Here is a 17207-nt window from a genome sequence, read left to right on the forward strand (position 1 = left end):
CGGTTTGTTCCGTTTAAGTGGCAATGGTGTAAGCGACATTCAGGTTGCTCAACATACTGACGCCACCCAGGGCTGGACCCTGAGCGGGGCGAGCGTCAATTTGGCTCAACGCCAGCAAGCGTTGCCTCAAAATCAAGGTCGGACAATCCAGTTGGACGGCGCCACCCAGGTAGCTGCGGACTCTCGCCCTGTATCCGTCGTGGCGCGTGAGGCGGCTGACATCAACGCCAATGCCCGTACCGTCGATGCGTCCGGCGTGGGGAACGTGGGGACGGGGACCGTGCTGCCCGGCCGAACCGATATCACGCGAGTGGAGGGCATCAACTCCGCTAGCGCCGGGGAAGCTTCTGCCGTCATCAGCCTGAACCCCTCAGACCGCGATCCACGTACCCGTGTGATCGCCCCAGGAAGCTCGCCTTCTCTGAATGTGCCGGGAATTACCCCGCTTGCCACCGCGATAGCTGGAAGCGGTCAACCCCTCAGCCGTGTGCAAGGCTTGCCTGACCGCTTAGCCGTCTCTCAGCCGCACAAATACCTGATCGAGACCAACCCGGTACTCACTGACCTCAAACAGTTCATGAGCTCGGATTATCTCCTCGCCGGTCTGGGCTACAACCCGGATGAAAGCGCCAAGCGTTTGGGTGATGGTCTGTATGAACAACGCCTGATCCAGCAAGCGATTGTCGAGCGTACCGGGCAGCGTTTTATCGATGGGCAGACCTCGGACGAGGCGGTGTTCCGCCACCTGATGGATAACGCCATCCGCAGCAAGCAGGCCCTCGACCTGTCGGTGGGCGTATCGCTGACCGGTCAGCAAGTGGCCGCACTAACCCACGATATCGTCTGGCTTGAAGAGAATGTGATCAACGGCGAGAAAGTGTTGGTACCGGTGCTGTACCTGGCCCAAGCCGATAATCGCCTGGCCCCCAATGGTGCCCTGATCGCTGGTCAGGACATCAGCCTTATGGCGGGTGAGAACCTGGAGAACGCAGGAACCCTGCGCGCCACTGATAACCTGTCGGCCAAGGCTGGTAACGACCTGACCAACAGCGGGTTGATCGAGGCCGGCAACCGTCTGGACCTGCTGGCGGGTAACAACATTGTCAATAAGACCGGCGGGATTATTGCCGGCCGCGATGTAACGCTCACCGCCGTTGGCGGCGATGTGATCAACGAGCGCAACGTGACCACCACCGGTTACAGCTCCGGGACTTCCATACGCCGCGATTACCTTGATAGTGCCGCCCGGATTGAAGCCGCCAATGACCTGAGCGTTAACGCCGGCCGTGACGTCTCCAATACTGGCGGTGTGCTGACCAGCGGACGCGACACCACAATCACCGCCGGGCGTGATGTGCACATTGACGCGGTAGAGCAACGCAATTCAGTCGATATGGGCAGCCGGTACCGCACGCAAACCGTCACGCAAACCGGCGCCACTGTGGAGGCGGGGCGTGATGTGAAGGTCACGGCAGGCCGCGACTTCAGTGCCATTGCCAGTCGAATCGACGCCAAGCGTGACCTGGATATTGCCGCCAACGAAGACCTGAGTATCTCGTCGGCAGCCGATGAGCAGCATTCGTCCAGCAAGTCCAAAAAGGTCACCCGCTCGGAAGACCACATCAGCCAGGTTTCCAGCGTGCTGACAGCGGGCGGTGATGTGTCACTCAGTGCCGGCAAGGACCTTGAACTGACCGCAAGTCGAGTAGTCAGCGGCGGCAACGTGGCCCTGGAGGCGCAGCGTGACCTGAGCATTCTGTCGGCACTGGACGAGGACGCTTCATTCTATTCGAAGAAGAGCAAGGGCTCGTTCGGTCGCAGCAAAAGCGCGCAGCGTGAAAGCTACGACAGCACCAACGTGGCGTCCGTCGTAGAGGCGGGTAAAGACCTGACCGTCAACGCCAGCAAGAAAGCTGACGGTGGCATGAACATCGAAGGCGGGCGTGACGTCACCGTGATCGGCAGCCAGTTGAAGGCGGGTGGCGACATGCTGCTCGGCGCTACGGGCGACATCGCGGTGTTGTCGGGTGTTGAAGAGCACGGCTCCTACAGCAAGAAGACCAAGTCCGGGTTCCTGGGGCTTTCCAAAAGTGGCAAGAGCCAGCTGAAAACCACGGCCAGTCAGGTCGGTAGTGAACTGGAAGCTGGAAATGACGTGGTACTGGCTGCCGGTAATGACGTTCGCTTGCGAGCCAGCGAGATCAGTGCTGATAACGATGCTGAATTACGTGCGGGCCTCGTGAACAGCAACGGTGACATCAACCTGATTTCTGCAAACGATACGGCCTATAGCCGTAGTGAGGCGTACAAAAAGAAATTTGGTTACACGGAGCGGCCAACTTCGGTGGCGATCTCCTCGGCAAAAAAGGCCGGGCGTGAAGCGCAGAGCAGTACCAGCGTGGGTAGCCAGGTCAACGCTGACCGTGATGCCGCATTGCAGGCTGAGCGCGACATCAACCTTGTGGGCAGCGGCATCAGTGCCGGGCGTAATGTCAGCCTGGATGCAGGACGCGACGTCAATGTGGTCGCAGCCCAAAACACCAGCAGTGAGAGCAGTTGGGAGAAGAAGAAGCAGACCGGTTCAAGTATTTCCAGCAATGGCAACGGCTTCAGTGTGTTCGCGGGCACCGAGGGCACAGCGAAAAAAGACCGACTGGAACGAGAAACCGCTGCGGGCAGCCAGATCAGTGCAGGCCAGGACGTAGCAATCAACGCCAAGCGCGATATCAACCAACAAGGCTCCGATCTCAACGCCTCCAATGATATTGATCTGACGGCAGGCAGAAACATCAACATTGACGCTGCTCGTGAAAGCCTGCTCAAAGAGCAATTGCGGCAGAAAGAGAGCAATGGCCTGGGCGCTTCGATCAACCACAACTATGCCAATACCAAGGACGCGGTAAGTGGAGCTGGCAAGGGCGAAGATAATGTCAGCAAGGGGTCCAGCACACTTAAGGCAGTGGATTCGGTCAGCCAGTTTGTCAGCGGCCCGACCTTAGACGCGAAATTTGGCAACAGTAAGCAGAGCAACAGCCAGCAAACTATCGAGGAGACAAACAGGTCTTCGACACTCAATGCGGGTAACGATATCAACCTTAACGCGGGTAACGATGTCGTCGTGAAGGGCAGCCAATTGGATGCCGGTCGTGACATCAACATCAAAGGTCGCGATGTGACCCTTGATGTCGCCAAGGGCAGTGTCAGTCAAGAAACCCACAACACGCAGAGCTGGGGAGGGATACATGGCGGCACCAGTGGCGGAATCAAACTTGGTGTGGGCGGCAGCTATGGCACCGCCACCGGCGAGAGTGTTCAAGGTTCTTCTACGGCAACTCAACTCGATGCTGGTCGCGATATCAACGTTAAGGCGAGCAATGACCTGAACCTGGTTGGCACACAGGCCAAGGCGCAGCGAGACATCGATTTGAATGCCGGTAACGATTTGAATATTCGTTCGGCGCATAACGACAGCAACAGCGAAAACAACCGCCACAGCGGTGGTGGAGAGGCTGGACTCACCTTTGGCTCCGAAGGCATGGGCGTCTACGTCAGTGTGAGTATGGGCAAGGGGAATTTGGAGAGAGACGGTCAACGTCAACAAGAGGCATACCTCTACGCCGGAGACCGGTTGGGCTTCAACAGTGGAAGGGACACTAACATCGGCGGCGCTAGTCTGCGGGGTGATGAAGTGGTGGGCCGTGTCGGCGGCGACCTCAACGTTTCGTCGGTCGCCGACACCGGTAAGGTCAAGGGCAAAGAGTTCGACATCAGCGTTACGGCTACCTTCGGCCCGGCACCAGGTGTCAGTGGTTCGGTTGGCTACGGCCAAACCACGGGCAAGACTGACTGGGTTGAAGAGCAAACCAGCATCACCGGTAAAAACAAAGTCGATATCCGAACCGAAAAACACACTCAGATCGACGGTGCTGTCATCGCCGCTGATAACGGCAATCTTAAACTGGACACCCATACTCTGGGGTTTAGCGACATTGCAGGGCAGGACAAAGAGCACGGGTATTACCTGAACGTGGGCGGCTCCTACAAAGCCGGTGGCAATGAAAGCAAAGGCAGCACGGCGCAAGACCCAAGCCAGGTGGGTAAAGGCAAGGAAGGCAAGACAGGCTGGAGCGTCGAAGGCTGGAACTACGAGAAAGAGCGTGAGCAGATTGTCCGTGCCACGGTGGGCGCAGGTGAGATTGTCGTACGCAAGGATGGTGAAACGGGGGCTGACTCTACGTCTGGTTTGAACCGGGACGTGAGCAAAGCCTACGAGATTACAAAGGATGAAGAAAAGCGCACCGACCTGTATGCAAGTAGTTCCTCAATTGATGCTGTGATGGACCCTGAGAAAGCTGCCAAGGATTTGGTTAAAGACGCTGTTAACTTCGGTGAAAATCAAAAGAAGAAAATCCTTGAAGTCGCTAATGCGCTCGACCAGATTAAAAGCGAAATACAAGCACAGCGTGTCAGTATCAATGATGTCTCGGCGAAAACCCGAAAAACATTTGGGGATGAACAAGCGCTGACCATTGCAAAAAATTTAGCTAGAAAAGGCCTTGATCCCAACACGTTAGACACCCTTCCTTCTGAGGTTGTCAACGCGTTAACTGACTTTTCGAAAAACGCTGCGATTTATGATAAGAAACTTGAAAGTTGCGTCAACGATGGAAGTTGTCCATCAGCTTCTTCGGGTGAGCAAAAAACGGGTCAAGCGCTGGAACTGCCAGCGACGAGAGTTGATGATTCTCCGCGCAACGGAGGTGAGGCAGCACTAAACGGCATTATTGATATTGTTAAAATGTCTAATAAACTCCCCATGGAGCAGTTCCAAGCTGCGATGCTTAGTGTGCAAGCTATGATGGGGCCGTTGAAATTTGTAGTGAGTGCTGTTGCGAATGCTGTAGCTAAGGAAGTTGCAGGTGATAAGTACCAGGAGTATAAAGAGTCGGCAGCTATCGAACTGGCAGCCAGGCTGACTGATCGAAAAGTCGAAACTATGAGGGAGTTTCATGAGGAGGCTAAAGCAGATGCTGACAGCATCCTGAATGGCGATGAGTATGTTGTAGCTACCGAATTCCTAATTGATGCAGTACTTGGCGAGGTCAAGTCCTTAGGAATGAAGGCTGGCAGCAAGGTCTTTGCCAATGACTCGAAAGGTCCGCTGCTACCTGAAAGTTACTGGAAGAATAAAGAAGCACCGATTCAGGTCACTCCGGGGACTACAAGGGTTGTAGATATTAAGCCGAGTAGCCGTAAAAAAGATGAATTTTACGAGCGAACCACGCATTATGATGAGTACGGACGTAGCAAAGGCCAGACTCACATGACCGACCACGGACAACCAGACGTACATCCAAATCCTCACCACCATGTACGAGATGTGGAGAGGAATCAGAACGTTAAGGGCGCGATACCTGGCGTGCATCCTGATTATTAAGGAGGAAAATATGCGAGCAGTTGAAAAAAGTTTTGAAGGCGTTGAAAAGCTTTTCATTATTTCCGATTTTGATTTTTATAATCTAAATCTTGTAGTAGGACTCAGCGTGCAGCGTGAAAATAGCGGGCAACTAATTGATACTTATAAAGTTGACCTTGAGATGCTTTATGAGTCTGAGCGGTCGGCGTTTGAAGTTGTTTTAGGGTTTACGGGGGTTCGCTGCTTAAAAATTCCTGAAGTGTGTGGGAGCTTTTACTTGAGTGAGATTGAAATAGATGATGTCTCGGCTGATCAACTTGAGGGCGTTAAATATAGGCTGAAAGACTATGGTGGTACGGGGTTTGAGGTGCTTGCTCAAGGTCTATCAGTTATAAGATGCACGCCTCTTCAGTGACGTTGGTCAATGGCGGTTGCACGAAGATTTTATGCCTGGAATATAGGGTTTTGGGTTTTGGGTTAGTGCTAGTGCAATAAGTAATCCTTAGCAACACGAAATCCTGCAACACAACAGCATGGCTGCTGATGCCATCACGCAGGGCCAGGTTTTCCAGTACTTGAGTGACTGCCCGGATACGAAAAACCGCTGCATCATGCAATGCATCCAGCGGTGCCTGGGTGTCGATAAGCAGGGTAGCGAGCGTGCAATCGGGGCCCGTGATGGGTATGTACCGATCTAGTGCGGTCATGGATCTTGCTCCTATATCTGAATGAGCCGTCACATATCTGGTCGGACCGCCAAGTCCAATCGCAGCATGTGCTGCGAGCCGAGAGATTGGCCTGCGCGATTTTCAGGAGCAACAGCGAAATGAGCAAGATCGAAAATCTGAATTGTTTAATTGTAGGAGCGAGCTTGCTCGCGAAGCACCTGAGAGCGCCGCATTAACCCAGGCAACCCGCGTAATCGTTGACGTTCTTCGCGAGCCAGCGCGCCCCTACAGGGACTGTGTTATAGCGCAGCCAACACCGCCTCCAACTTCTCCTGATCCCGCGCAAACTGCCGTATCCCTTCCGCCAGCTTCTCGGTGGCCATCGCATCCTCATTCGACGCCCAGCGGAACTGCGCCTGGGTCAGGCGCTGACGCGCTTCGCCCTCGGCACCTGGCACCAATTTACGCGCCAGGGTGCCCTGGTCTTCATCGAGTTTTTGCAGCAACTCCGGGCTGATGGTCAAGCGATCACAACCCGCCAACTGCTCGATCTGGCTCAGGGTGCGGAAGCTCGCGCCCATGACCACGGTGTTGATCCCGTTGGCCTTGTAGTAGTTGTAGATGCGCGTCACCGACTGCACGCCCGGGTCATCGGCACCGGTGTAGTCCAGGCCGGTGCTTTTGCGGTACCAGTCGTAGATGCGGCCCACGAACGGTGAGATCAGGAACACCCCGGCGTCGGCGCAGGCCACGGCCTGGGCGAAGGAAAACAGCAGCGTGAGGTTGGTCTGGATACCGGCTTTTTCCAGGCGTTCGGCAGTGCGGATGCCTTCCCAGGTGGAGGCGAGCTTGATCAGCACGCGGTCGCGGCCGATACCGGCCTGGTCGTACAGGGCGATCAACTGGTTGGCCTTGGCCCACAGCGCGTCTTCGTCGAAGGACAAGCGCGCATCCACTTCCGTGGAGATGCGCCCCGGAATCACCTTGAGAATGCCCGCACCCACCGCCACCGCAAAGTGGTCGCAGGCCAGGCCCACGTCGCCCTTGGAGAGGTCCACGGCATTGCGCAGCAGCTCGGCGTATTCCGGGATGGCGGCGGCCTTGAGCAGCAGCGACGGGTTGGTGGTGGCGTCGACCGGGCGCAGGCGGCTGATGGCTTCCAGGTCGCCGGTGTCGCAGACCACGGTGGTGAATTGCTTGAGTTGTTCGAGCTTGGACGTCATGAGCGGCAGTCTCCAGAAATAGGGTTAGCGGTTGAGGGCCTGTGCGGTGTCCAGGTCGGTGATCAGGATGTCCAGGTAGCCGCCCTTGAGCGCGCCGCGAATCGCCTGGACCTTGTTCAGCCCGCCGGCCAGGCCGAGCACGCGCTGGATGTTGCGCAATTTGGGCAGCGCCACCGACACCACGAATTCTTCGTCTTCCTCCAGCACCGGCTTGCCCTGGGCGTCGAAGTAGCGCAGGCAGATATCGCCGACCGCACCTCGCTCGGCCAACAGGCGCAGCATGTCTTCGGTGTAGTAGTTGCCGCTGTTGCGCAGCAGTTGTGAGGGCTCCAGGTCGCCGATGCCGACGATCGCCAGGGTGATGCTGTCAAAGCGTTGCAGCACTTCCTTGACCTCTTCCATCTGCACGATGCGCTGCTTGCTCTCCACCGATTGCTCGATGCTTTGCGAGGGCAGCAAAAAGGCCGGGCAGTTGAGCAGGGTGGCCAGGCGCTGGGTCAGCAGGGTGGCTTCAAACGCGCCCTTGTTGCCGACGCCACCCAACAGTTGTACCACTTCCTGAGCGCCTTGTTTGCCCGGTTGTGCATGCAGATGGCCGACCATGGCGCGAATGGTGCTGCTCCACGACGAAATACCGATATGGTCCTGAGGCGACAGGCTGGTCTCCAGGTAATGCGCGGCGGCCGAGCCGATGGCCTGCTTGATGCTCTCGTCATTGCCGGGCTCGGTGGCTTCCACCACGATTACCCGGCGCACGCCGTAGCGGCGCTGCAGCTGGGTTTCCAGCTCCAGGTGCAGCCCTTGCAGGCGCATCACGCTGATCTTCACCACGCCTTCCTGCAGCGCCCGGCGCAGGGCGCGGCTGATAAAGGATTGGGACAGGTCCAGTTGCGTGGAAATCTCGGACTGCTTGAGCCCTTCTTCGTAATAGAGGCTCGCGATCTTGGTGATCAGGCGCTGTTCTTCGATCTGGCTCATGAAAGCCTCAGTGATGAAATCAATAGCGGTGAGGATACCAAACCCTTACGACATGATGAGGCCGCCGTCGATATTGATCGCCTGGCCGGTCAGGTAGGCGGCATCGTCGGAGGCCAGAAACGCCACCAGGCCCGCTACATCCGAGGGCTTGCCGGCGCGGCGCAGGGGGATGTTCTTGACCCATTCGGCCATCAACTCGCCTTTGCCGTAGCGTTTTTCATCGGTGCTGAGGATCTCGCCCCACACGCGGTCGTTGTAGTCCCACATTTCGCTTTCGATGATGCCGGGGCAAAACGCGTTGACCGTGATGTTATGCCGCGCCAGTTCCAGCGCCAGGCTCTGGGTGATGCCGATCACGCCCATTTTGCTCGCGGCGTAGTGCGGGGTGTAGATGAAACCCTGGCGACCCTGGCCGGACGAGGTGTTGATCAGCCGCCCGCTGCCTTGCTTGACCATGTACTTGGCCGCTTCCCGGCACCCGAGCCACACGCCGGTGGTGTTGACCTGCAGCACCTTGTCGAAGTCGGCGCGGGGCATTTTGTCGTAGTGGTCGATGGTGATGATACCGGCGTTCTGCACCGACACGTCGATACTGCCGAAGCGTGCGTGGCCTTCGCGGTAGAGCTTTTCGATGTCGTCTTCACGGGTTACGTCGATGCCCATGGCCAAGGTATCGACCGAGTATTCCTGGGCCAGTTGGTCGGCGGTGAAGGTCACGCGTTCCAGGTCATTGGAGGCCAGTACCAGGTTGGCGCCTTCCTGGGCGAAGCGTTCGGCGATGCCGGCGCCGATGCCACGGCAGGCGCCGGTGATCACTACGGTTTTACCGCTGAAACGTTGCGACATGACGTAACTCCTTACCAGCAGACAAAACCGCCATCGACCAACAGGTCGACGCCAGTGCAAAAGGACGACGCCTGGCTGACCAGGAAAATCGCCGGGCCGACCATTTCTTCCACGCTGGCCATGCGGCCCATGGGGGTGGTCTGTTCAAAAATCTTCACCTGGTCAGCCACTTCCGGGCGCGAGTTCATCGGCGTGGCGGTGTAGCCGGGGCTGATGCAGTTGACCCGCAGGCCCTTGTCGGCCCATTCCATCGCCAGGCTTTTGCTCAGGTGGATCACCCCGGCCTTGGAGGTGTTGTAGTGGGCCTGCAACAGGCCACGGTTGACGATGCTGCCGGACATCGAGGCGATATTGACGATGGCGCCTTTGCCACGCGGCAACATCACGGCGGCCTGGGCCTGGCAACTGAGGAAGATGCCGGTGAGGTTGATGTCCAGGGTGGTTTGCCAGCGTTGCAGTTCCAGGTCTTCGGCGGCCTGGGCATTGGCGATACCGGCGCAGTTGACCGCCACGCTGAGTTCGCCCAGTTCGCTTTCGGTGCGGGCCACGGCGGCGTCGAGGGCGGCGCGTTCGGTGACGGTGCCGCTCAAGGCCAGGGCGCGCCGGCCCAGGGCCTGGATGCGTTCGACGGTGCTGCTGATGCCGGGGCTGCCGGGCAGGTCAAAGCAGGCGACATCGGCGCCGGCCTCGGCCAAACCCACTGCAATGGCTTGCCCGATGCCGCTGCCGGCACCGGTGACGAAGGCGACCTGGCCCTGAAGACTGAAAAGTTGCATGGAATACTCCCAATATTGAATACACCGAAAATCTAAACTGTGGGAGCGGGCTTGCTCGCGAATGCGCGGGTTCAGTAGATACATCAGGTGACTGATACACCGCATTCGCGAGCAAGCCCGCTCCCACATTTGATCTTGATTGTTTGTGAGGGCAATGCAGTCAGGCCGTAGCCATTTCCATCACCGACACCGGGGTGGCCTCGCCACGCTCCAGAATCCCCATCTGCCGCCCCCGGCTCATCACCATCACCCGGTGTGACAGCCCGAGCACTTCATCCAGGTCCGAACTCACCACAATCACCGCCATGCCCTTGGCCGCTAGGTCCGCGATCACTTCATAGATCGCCGCCCGTGCGCCCACGTCGATACCCCGCGTCGGCTCATCCAGAATGAACACCTTGGGGTTGCGTGCCAGCCATTTGGCGATGATCACCTTCTGCTGGTTACCGCCGGACAAACTCGAAATCCGCGACTGCGGCGCGCCTTTCACGCCGAGGCGTGCCACCGCAGTGCGGGCGAACTCGCGCAGCGGGGCAGGGAACACCCAGCCGCGTTTGTCCAGCAGGTCGGTGTTGCCGTAAATCAGGTTGTCCTCGATCCGATGTTCCACCACCACGCCTTGCTGCTTGCGGTCTTCGGGCACCAGCACCACACCTGCGTGGATCGCCTCGGACGGCGAGCGCAATTGCCGGACTTCGCCATCCAAGACCATATGCCCGCGGATATCCTGGGCCGCGCCGGCAATGGTGCGCACCAGTTCGGTACGCCCGGCGCCGACCACTCCGGCAATGCCAAATACCTCACCGGCGCGCACGCTGAAGTCGATGCCGTGCAAGGCAAACTCACGGCAGCTCAAGTCTTTGACCTGCAGCATCACCTGGTCTTTGGGCGCCTGCAGCGTGGGGAAAATCCGCTCCAGACTGCGCCCGACCATCTGCTCCACCAACTCACGCACCGGCACCTGTGCCGTGGCATGCAGGGCGATCTGGCGACCGTCGCGCAGTACCAGCACCCGGTCGGCGATGCGGGCGATTTCTTCCAGGCGATGGCTGATATAGATAAACGACACGCCCTCGGCTTTCAGCCGCTCCACCTGCTTGAACAGCAGCTCGGTTTCGTCGCCGCCCAAGGCGGCGGTGGGCTCATCGAGAATCAACAGGCTGGCCTTGAGCGTCAGCGCCTTGGCGATTTCCACCAGTTGCTGGGCCGCCACGCTCAAGCCTTCGACCTTGCGCGACGCCGGCACGTTGAGCCCCAGGCGCTCCAGCTGGATCTGCGCCTGGGCCTCCATGTACTCGCGGTCCACCCGCCCGTGACGCATGGGCAGGCGGCCGACGAAGATATTCTCGGCGATCGACAGTTGCGGCAGCAGGCGGATTTCCTGGTGGATCAGGCCGATCCCGGCACCCAGCGCCGCCCCCGGTGAAGCGGGGGCGTAAGGCGCGCCGAGCCAGGTCATGCTGCCGCCGGCTTCGGGTTGCACCAGGCCTGCGATGATCGACGACAAGGTCGACTTGCCCGCGCCATTCTCACCGAGCAAGGCCAATACTTCGCCGGGGCGAATGTCCACGTTGACCTGCGACAACACCTGCACCGGCCCATAGGCCTTGCTGATATTGCGCAGGCACAGCACCGCATTGGCTGCTGTGTCCAGAGCTGCTGCTTGCATGGCGACCTCCAAGGCTTACGGGTGCTGTTGCAGGAACGGCGCGACGTTTTCTTTGGTGGTCAGCACGGTGGGCAGCAGTTGCTCCTTAGGCACGGCCTTGCCGGCTTTCAGGTCAATGGCCGAGGCCACGGCCAGGCGCCCCATTTTTTGCGTTTGCTGGGTCATGGTTGCATTGAGCACGCCGCTTTCCACGGCCTTGAGCCCGGCCACGTCGCCGTCAAAGCCGACCACGACCACCTTGTGATCGAGGTTGCCGACCTTCACCGCCTGGGCGGCGCCCAACGCCATGGCATCCGCACGGCCGAAGAACACGGTGATGTTCGGGTCACGCTGGAGCAGGTCCTGGGCCACGGCGAAGCCTTTGTCCTGAGCCCATTCGGCAGGTTGCTGGGCGACGATGCTCAGGCCGGGGAAGGCTTTCAAACCTTCTTCAAAACCTTTGGCGCGATCGTTCTCCGGTGTGGTCCCGAGCTGGCCTTGCAGGACCGCGACTCGGCCTTTGCCGTCGGTGATCTTGCCCACGTATTCGGCCAGGGTTTTGGCGCCGGCCACGCTGTCGCTGGCGATAAAGGTGTCACCTGGTGCGTCGGGAGCGTTGCGGTCTACGGCGATCACCGGGATGCCGGCAGCCTTGGCGGCTTTGACCGGTACACCGGCGGCGGTGGCACCGGCCGGGATGTAGATCAGCACGTCGATCTGGCGGGTGATCAGGTCTTCAATCTGGCTGACCTGGGTGGAGGAGTTGCCCTGGGCGTCCACGGTGATCACCTTGATCCCCTTGGCCTTGCCCTCGGCTTCCACCGATTGCTTGATCTGGTTGAAAAAGTCGGCCTGCAGGTTGGCCACGGCCAGGCCGATGGTCAGGTCCTTGGCCCAGGTGGTGCCGGCGGCGGTGAGGGTTGCGGCCGCCAGAGCAGTGGCGATAAGCAGTTTCTTGGGGCTGAACATGTCGGTGACTCCTGGTTTTATTGTTGGAGGGTGTCAACTGTCGAACAGGTTTAACGGGCAGTGCTGGAGCGGCGTCGCAGGGTGTCGATGGTGACGGCGAGGGCGATGACCACGCCGATCACCACTTGTTGAATAAAGGGCGAAACACCGAGCAGGTTGAGGCCATTGCGCAACACGCCAATGATCAATACACCCACCAGGGTGCCGCCGATGCTGCCGACGCCGCCGCTGAGGCTGGCGCCGCCGATTACCACGGCGGCGATGGCGTCCAGTTCCAGGCTCAGCCCGGCGCTCGGTTGCGATGAGTCCAGGCGTGCGGCCAGGGTCACGGCGGCGATCCCGGCCAGGGCGCCGCTGATGGCGTACACCCACAGGGTAATCGCGCGCACCTTGATGCCCGACAGGCGCGCCACTTCCGGGCTGCCGCCCATGGCATATAGATTACGGCCGCCGGCACGAAAGCGCAGGAACACCCAGGCCACCACCAGCATCACCAGGAACAGCCCGACGGTCGCGGACAAGAAACCGAAATGCCGCACCGTGGCCAGGCTGGTGAACCAGTCCGGATAGCCAACGATCTGCCGGCCTTCGGTGAGGATATTCGCCAGGCCACGGGCTACCGACATCATGGTCAGCGTGGCAATGAACGGCGGCAGCTTGGCGTAGGTGATCAAGCCACCGGAGACCAGCCCTGCCAGCATGCCGCTGGCAATCGAGATGGGAATCGCGAAGCCCAGCGGCACCGCCTGGTCCTGGTAGAGCCAGCCGAGCATCATCATCGAGAACGCCAGTACCGAGCCGACCGACAGGTCGATGCCGCCGATCACGATCACCGCCGTCATGCCGATGGCCAGGATGCCCAGCACTGTGACCTGATCCAGAATGTTCAGGCCATTGCGCAACGAAAAGAAGAATTCGGAACTGAAGGAGAAGACCAGCACCAGCAGCACAAGGCCGATCAGCGGGCCGCCGATATTGCTGGGCAGCAGTTTCACAATACGTGGGCGAGGTGGCGGCTTGAGTTCGGCCGGGTGCTGGACAATAGCTTTGGCGTCCACAGTGTTCTCCTGATTTATTTTTTTTGGAGTGCTTTCAGGCGTCTTGAATATTTATGCGTGCCTGACTGTTAATTCAGATTCCAGTGACACCGTGTCAAAGTCAAGCGCTTAATTTTTCATGCATGCCTCTAAACCGCTGCTTGCGTCGGCCGCAAAGCCACGGGATAGAGTAGCGCGTGTGGGATTTTGGCCGTTTGTCCGAGGGCTATTTCCAGGTTTTATTTCATTTTTCAGTGGATCACTCACTTGACCTGCTGGTGGATCGGCGTCTAAATAGAAATATATTGTCACTGCTGAATAAATATTCAAAGACAGCTTTGGACACTTTTACCTCACGTGGTCAGCCCACAGGAGCCGCTGCATGAATGCCTTCCAGTACGACGCCCACCAGATCAAAGAACAGGCCCGCCTGATCCGGCGCCATGTGATCCGCCTGAATGCCGACTCACCGGCCGGTGGCCACACCGGTGCGGATCTGTCGGAAACCGACATCCTCGCCACCCTGTACTTTCGCATCCTCAATACCGGTCCGGAACGCACCGAAGACCCCGAGCGCGATATCTATATCCAGAGCAAGGGCCATGGGGTTGGCGGTTTGTATTGCTGCCTGGCGCAGGCGGGCTACATCCCCACCGACTGGCTGCCCACCTATCAGCACTTCAACTCTCACTTGCCCGGCCACCCGGTGCGCCAGAAGACCCCCGGTATCGAACTCAACACCGGCGCCCTCGGCCACGGCTTGCCGGTGGCGGTGGGGTTGGCGTTGGCGGCGAAGATGTCCGGCAGCAAAAAACGCATCTATGTGCTGACCGGCGACGGCGAATTGGCCGAAGGCTCCAACTGGGAAGCGGCGATGGCGGCGGCCAAGTACGGCCTGGATAACCTGTTTGTGATTGTCGACAAGAACAAGCTGCAGCTGGCCGGGTTGACGGCCGAGATCATGCCGCTCGACCCGCTGGACGTGAAATGGGCCGCCTTCGGCTTCAGCGTCAGCGAGTGCGACGGCAACGACGTGGGCCAGTTGATCCAGACCCTGGAACGCATGCACACCCAAACCGGCGCGCCGCAGGTGCTGATCGCGCACACCATCAAAGGCAAGGGCGTGTCGTTTATCGAAGCCCGCCCCGAATGGCACCACCGCGTGCCCAAGGGTGATGAAATCAACGCGGCACTGGAGGAGTTGAGTCATGGCGAGTGAACATCTGGCGAGCGTCATGGTGGAAGCCTTTATTGCCGCAGTCGATGCCGGCCTCGACGTGGTGCCGGTGGTCAGCGACTCCACCTCCACGGCCAAGATCGGCCCGTTTGCCCAGCGTTTTCCCGAGCGCCTGATCAATGTCGGCATTGCCGAACAGTCTCTGGTCAGCGTCGCAGCTGGCCTGGCGCTGGGCGGCAAGATTGCGGCCACCTGCAACGCGGCGCCGTTTCTGATCTCGCGGGCCAATGAGCAGATCAAAGTCGACGTCTGCTACAACCAGGCCAATGTGAAGATGTTCGGCCTGAACGCCGGTGCCAGCTACGGCCCGCTGGCCAGCACTCACCACAGCATTGACGATATTTCGGTGATGCGCGGCTTCGGCAATGTGCAGATCTTCGCCCCCGCCGATGCGCTTGAATGCCGGCAGATCGTGGACTACGCGCTGCGCTACACAGGCCCGGTGTATATCCGTCTCGACGGTAAAGCCTTGCCCGACGTGCATGGCGCCGACTATCAGTTCGTGCCCGGCCAGGTGGATATCCTGCGCCAAGGCGCGCACGTGAGCATCGTGGCCCTGGGCTCGGTGGTGCATGAAGCCGTGGAGGCCGCCGCGTTGCTGGCGGAGCAGGGCATCCAGGCGCAGGTGATCAACCTGTCGTCGATCCGGCCGTTGCAGCGTGAGGTATTGCTCAGTGCCCTGAGTGGCACCCGCGCCGTGATCAGCGTCGAAGAGCACAACATCAATGGCGGCGTCGGCAGCCTGGTCGCTGAAGTGCTGGCCGAAGCCGGGTTGGGTATCCCGCTGATCCGCCTGGGCATCGGCGATGGGGAATACGCCGCCGCCGGGGCCCGCGAGCCGACCCGCGCCTTGCATAACATCGACGCGGCTGGGATTGTGGCGGCTGCCACTCGATTGCGGTGAATGCGATGACGAACAACACTCCGCTGATCCTGGCGATAGATGAAGGCACCAGCAACGCCAAGGCGGTGCTGGTCAACGAGCGGGGGCAGGTGATTGCCCGGGGGTCGCGGCCCTTGAGCATCAGCCATCCGATGCCTGGGTTTTCCGAGCAGGACCCGCGGCTGATCTGGCAAAACACCCTCGCCGCGATTGAAGAGTGCCTGGCCCAGGTGGATCGCCCGATCACCGCGTTGGCCATCAGCAACCAGCGCGAGTCGGTGGTGGCCTGGGACCGGCGCACGGGTGAGCCGTTGTCGCCATGCATCAGTTGGCAGTGCCGACGCTCCACCGCGTTGTGCACTCAATTGCATGAGCAGGGCCATGAAGCGCTGATCCTGGAAAAAACCGGGCTGGCGCTGGACCCGATGTTTTCGGCGGGCAAATTGCGCTGGATTCTCGATAACCTGCCCGACGGCCATGCCCGCGCCGCTGCCGGCGAGATTTGCCTGGGCACGGTCGACAGTTGGCTGTTGTGGCAACTCAGCGGCGGCCAGGTATTTGCCACCGACTATTCCAACGCCGCCCGCACCCAACTGTTCAACCTGCACACCTGTGCCTGGGACCCGCAGTTATTGGATATTTTCGCGATACCGGCGGCGGCACTCGCGCCCATCCAGCCGAGCGCCGGCTTCTTCGCTGCAACCGTCGCGCTGGGCAGCTTGCCCGCCGGCATCCCGGTGATGTCGATGATCGGCGACTCCCACGCCGCGCTGTACGGGCAGGGCGGCTTCGCACCGGGGCTGGTCAAGGCCACCCTCGGCACGGGCTCCTCCCTGATGACCCCGATGAGCGGCCCGATCGCTTCCACCCATGGGCTTTCGACCACGCTGGCCTGGCACGACGGCGGCCAGCCGACCTTCGGCATGGAAGGCAATATCGTCCACACCGGCGCCGCCGTGCAGTGGGCATCGCGCCTGGTGGCCGGGGAATCCCTGGATGCCCTGACCGAACAGGCCGCGCAACTGCCGGATAACGGCGGCGTGTACTTCGTGCCGGCGTTGTCCGGGCTGGGCGCACCGCACTGGCAGGCCGATGCACGCGGTTTGATCTGCGGCCTGACCGAAGCCACGTCCGGCGCGCATATCCTGCGCGCATCGCTGGAGTCCATCGGCTATCAGATTCGCGATGTGTTCGAGGCCATGCAGCAGGATATCGGCAGCCCGCTCAAGGAACTTTGGGTGGACGGCGGCGCCACGCGCAACCGTTGGCTGATGCAGTTTCTGGCCAACCTGCTGCAACGCCCGGTGGTGCGCAGCCTGTCGCCGGAAGTCTCGGCGCTGGGCGCGGCGCACCTGGCGGGTAGGGCGTTGGGGGTGTGGCCGAGTGATCAGGCGTTGAGCCAGTTGGAGCGCCAGCGCGAGCGGTTTGAGCCGCAGGACGACCCCGCGATGGCGGGGCGTTATGCCGAGTGGAAAAAGGCGTTGGCCCGCACCCTGCTCTAAAAACATGTGCAGATCAAATGTGGG

13 protein-coding genes are annotated in these 17207 nt (G+C 59.9%); 5 read left to right on the forward strand and 8 right to left on the reverse strand.

Annotated elements, in window-relative coordinates; all coding sequences use genetic code 11:
* The first annotated feature begins 4 nt into the window (after positions 1 to 4).
* On the forward strand, positions 5 to 5437 hold the full coding sequence (locus tag LRS56_08575) for a hemagglutinin repeat-containing protein (protein ID WDU64504.1): 5433 nt from the start codon (positions 5 to 7) through the stop codon (positions 5435 to 5437).
* Between the two features lie 10 nt (positions 5438 to 5447).
* Positions 5448 to 5831 (forward strand): hypothetical protein, encoded by a 384-nt coding sequence (locus LRS56_08580; protein WDU64505.1) that lies wholly within the window; start codon positions 5448 to 5450, stop codon positions 5829 to 5831.
* Here LRS56_08580 and LRS56_08585 read toward each other — a convergent pair.
* From LRS56_08585 to LRS56_08620, 8 genes are all read right to left on the reverse strand, one after another.
* The gene (locus LRS56_08585) at positions 5806 to 6123 is read right to left on the reverse strand and encodes a hypothetical protein (GenBank protein ID WDU64506.1); all 318 of its coding nucleotides are present in this window, start codon (positions 6121 to 6123) and stop codon (positions 5806 to 5808) included. The genes LRS56_08580 and LRS56_08585 overlap by 26 nt on opposite strands.
* Before the next feature lie 260 nt (positions 6124 to 6383).
* Positions 6384 to 7307, reverse strand: a complete 924-nt coding sequence (gene tal / locus LRS56_08590) for a transaldolase (protein ID WDU64507.1) — start codon at positions 7305 to 7307, stop codon at positions 6384 to 6386.
* 24 nt (positions 7308 to 7331) lie between these two features.
* Entirely contained in the window at positions 7332 to 8285 is a 954-nt protein-coding gene (locus LRS56_08595; protein ID WDU64508.1) for a sugar-binding transcriptional regulator, read from the reverse strand.
* Between the two features lie 45 nt (positions 8286 to 8330).
* On the reverse strand, positions 8331 to 9131 hold the full coding sequence (locus LRS56_08600; protein WDU64509.1) for an SDR family oxidoreductase: 801 nt from the start codon (positions 9129 to 9131) through the stop codon (positions 8331 to 8333).
* Positions 9132 to 9142: 11 nt separating this feature from the next.
* On the reverse strand, positions 9143 to 9907 hold the full coding sequence (locus tag LRS56_08605; GenBank protein WDU64510.1) for an SDR family oxidoreductase: 765 nt from the start codon (positions 9905 to 9907) through the stop codon (positions 9143 to 9145).
* Between the two features lie 160 nt (positions 9908 to 10067).
* A complete protein-coding gene (locus tag LRS56_08610; GenBank protein WDU64511.1) occupies positions 10068 to 11576 on the reverse strand; it encodes a sugar ABC transporter ATP-binding protein in 1509 nt (502 codons plus the stop codon).
* A 15-nt stretch (positions 11577 to 11591) separates the two neighbouring features.
* A complete protein-coding gene (locus tag LRS56_08615) occupies positions 11592 to 12524 on the reverse strand; it encodes a sugar ABC transporter substrate-binding protein (protein ID WDU64512.1) in 933 nt (310 codons plus the stop codon).
* Between the two features lie 50 nt (positions 12525 to 12574).
* Entirely contained in the window at positions 12575 to 13582 is a 1008-nt protein-coding gene (locus LRS56_08620) for an ABC transporter permease (protein ID WDU64513.1), read from the reverse strand.
* 361 nt (positions 13583 to 13943) lie between these two features.
* Here LRS56_08620 and LRS56_08625 point away from each other — a divergent pair, with 361 nt between their 5' ends.
* Genes LRS56_08625 through LRS56_08635 form a run of 3 tightly spaced genes read left to right on the forward strand, consistent with a single transcriptional unit; the run spans position 13944 to position 17183 of the window.
* Entirely contained in the window at positions 13944 to 14780 is an 837-nt protein-coding gene (locus tag LRS56_08625; GenBank protein ID WDU64514.1) for a transketolase, read from the forward strand.
* Entirely contained in the window at positions 14770 to 15702 is a 933-nt protein-coding gene (locus tag LRS56_08630) for a transketolase family protein (GenBank protein WDU64515.1), read from the forward strand. The genes LRS56_08625 and LRS56_08630 overlap by 11 nt, the downstream gene beginning before the upstream one ends.
* Positions 15703 to 15707: 5 nt before the next feature.
* Positions 15708 to 17183: an FGGY-family carbohydrate kinase gene (locus LRS56_08635; protein WDU64516.1), complete on the forward strand. Its 1476-nt coding sequence runs from the start codon at positions 15708 to 15710 to the stop codon at positions 17181 to 17183.
* Positions 17184 to 17207 lie beyond the last annotated feature (24 nt).

This window comes from Pseudomonas poae, assembly GCA_028869255.1.
Taxonomy (GTDB): domain Bacteria; phylum Pseudomonadota; class Gammaproteobacteria; order Pseudomonadales; family Pseudomonadaceae; genus Aquipseudomonas; species Aquipseudomonas poae_C.

Coding starts and splice junctions, on each gene's coding strand:
- LRS56_08580 (WDU64505.1), top strand. CDS start 5,448: ATGCGAGCAGTTGAAAAAAGTTTTGAAGGCGTTGAAAAGCTTTTCATT.
- LRS56_08585 (WDU64506.1), bottom strand. CDS start 6,123: ATGACCGCACTAGATCGGTACATACCCATCACGGGCCCCGATTGCACG.
- tal (WDU64507.1), bottom strand. CDS start 7,307: ATGACGTCCAAGCTCGAACAACTCAAGCAATTCACCACCGTGGTCTGC.
- LRS56_08595 (WDU64508.1), bottom strand. CDS start 8,285: ATGAGCCAGATCGAAGAACAGCGCCTGATCACCAAGATCGCGAGCCTC.
- LRS56_08600 (WDU64509.1), bottom strand. CDS start 9,131: ATGTCGCAACGTTTCAGCGGTAAAACCGTAGTGATCACCGGCGCCTGC.
- LRS56_08605 (WDU64510.1), bottom strand. CDS start 9,907: ATGCAACTTTTCAGTCTTCAGGGCCAGGTCGCCTTCGTCACCGGTGCC.
- LRS56_08610 (WDU64511.1), bottom strand. CDS start 11,576: ATGCAAGCAGCAGCTCTGGACACAGCAGCCAATGCGGTGCTGTGCCTG.
- LRS56_08615 (WDU64512.1), bottom strand. CDS start 12,524: ATGTTCAGCCCCAAGAAACTGCTTATCGCCACTGCTCTGGCGGCCGCA.
- LRS56_08625 (WDU64514.1), top strand. CDS start 13,944: ATGAATGCCTTCCAGTACGACGCCCACCAGATCAAAGAACAGGCCCGC.
- LRS56_08630 (WDU64515.1), top strand. CDS start 14,770: ATGGCGAGTGAACATCTGGCGAGCGTCATGGTGGAAGCCTTTATTGCC.
- LRS56_08635 (WDU64516.1), top strand. CDS start 15,708: ATGACGAACAACACTCCGCTGATCCTGGCGATAGATGAAGGCACCAGC.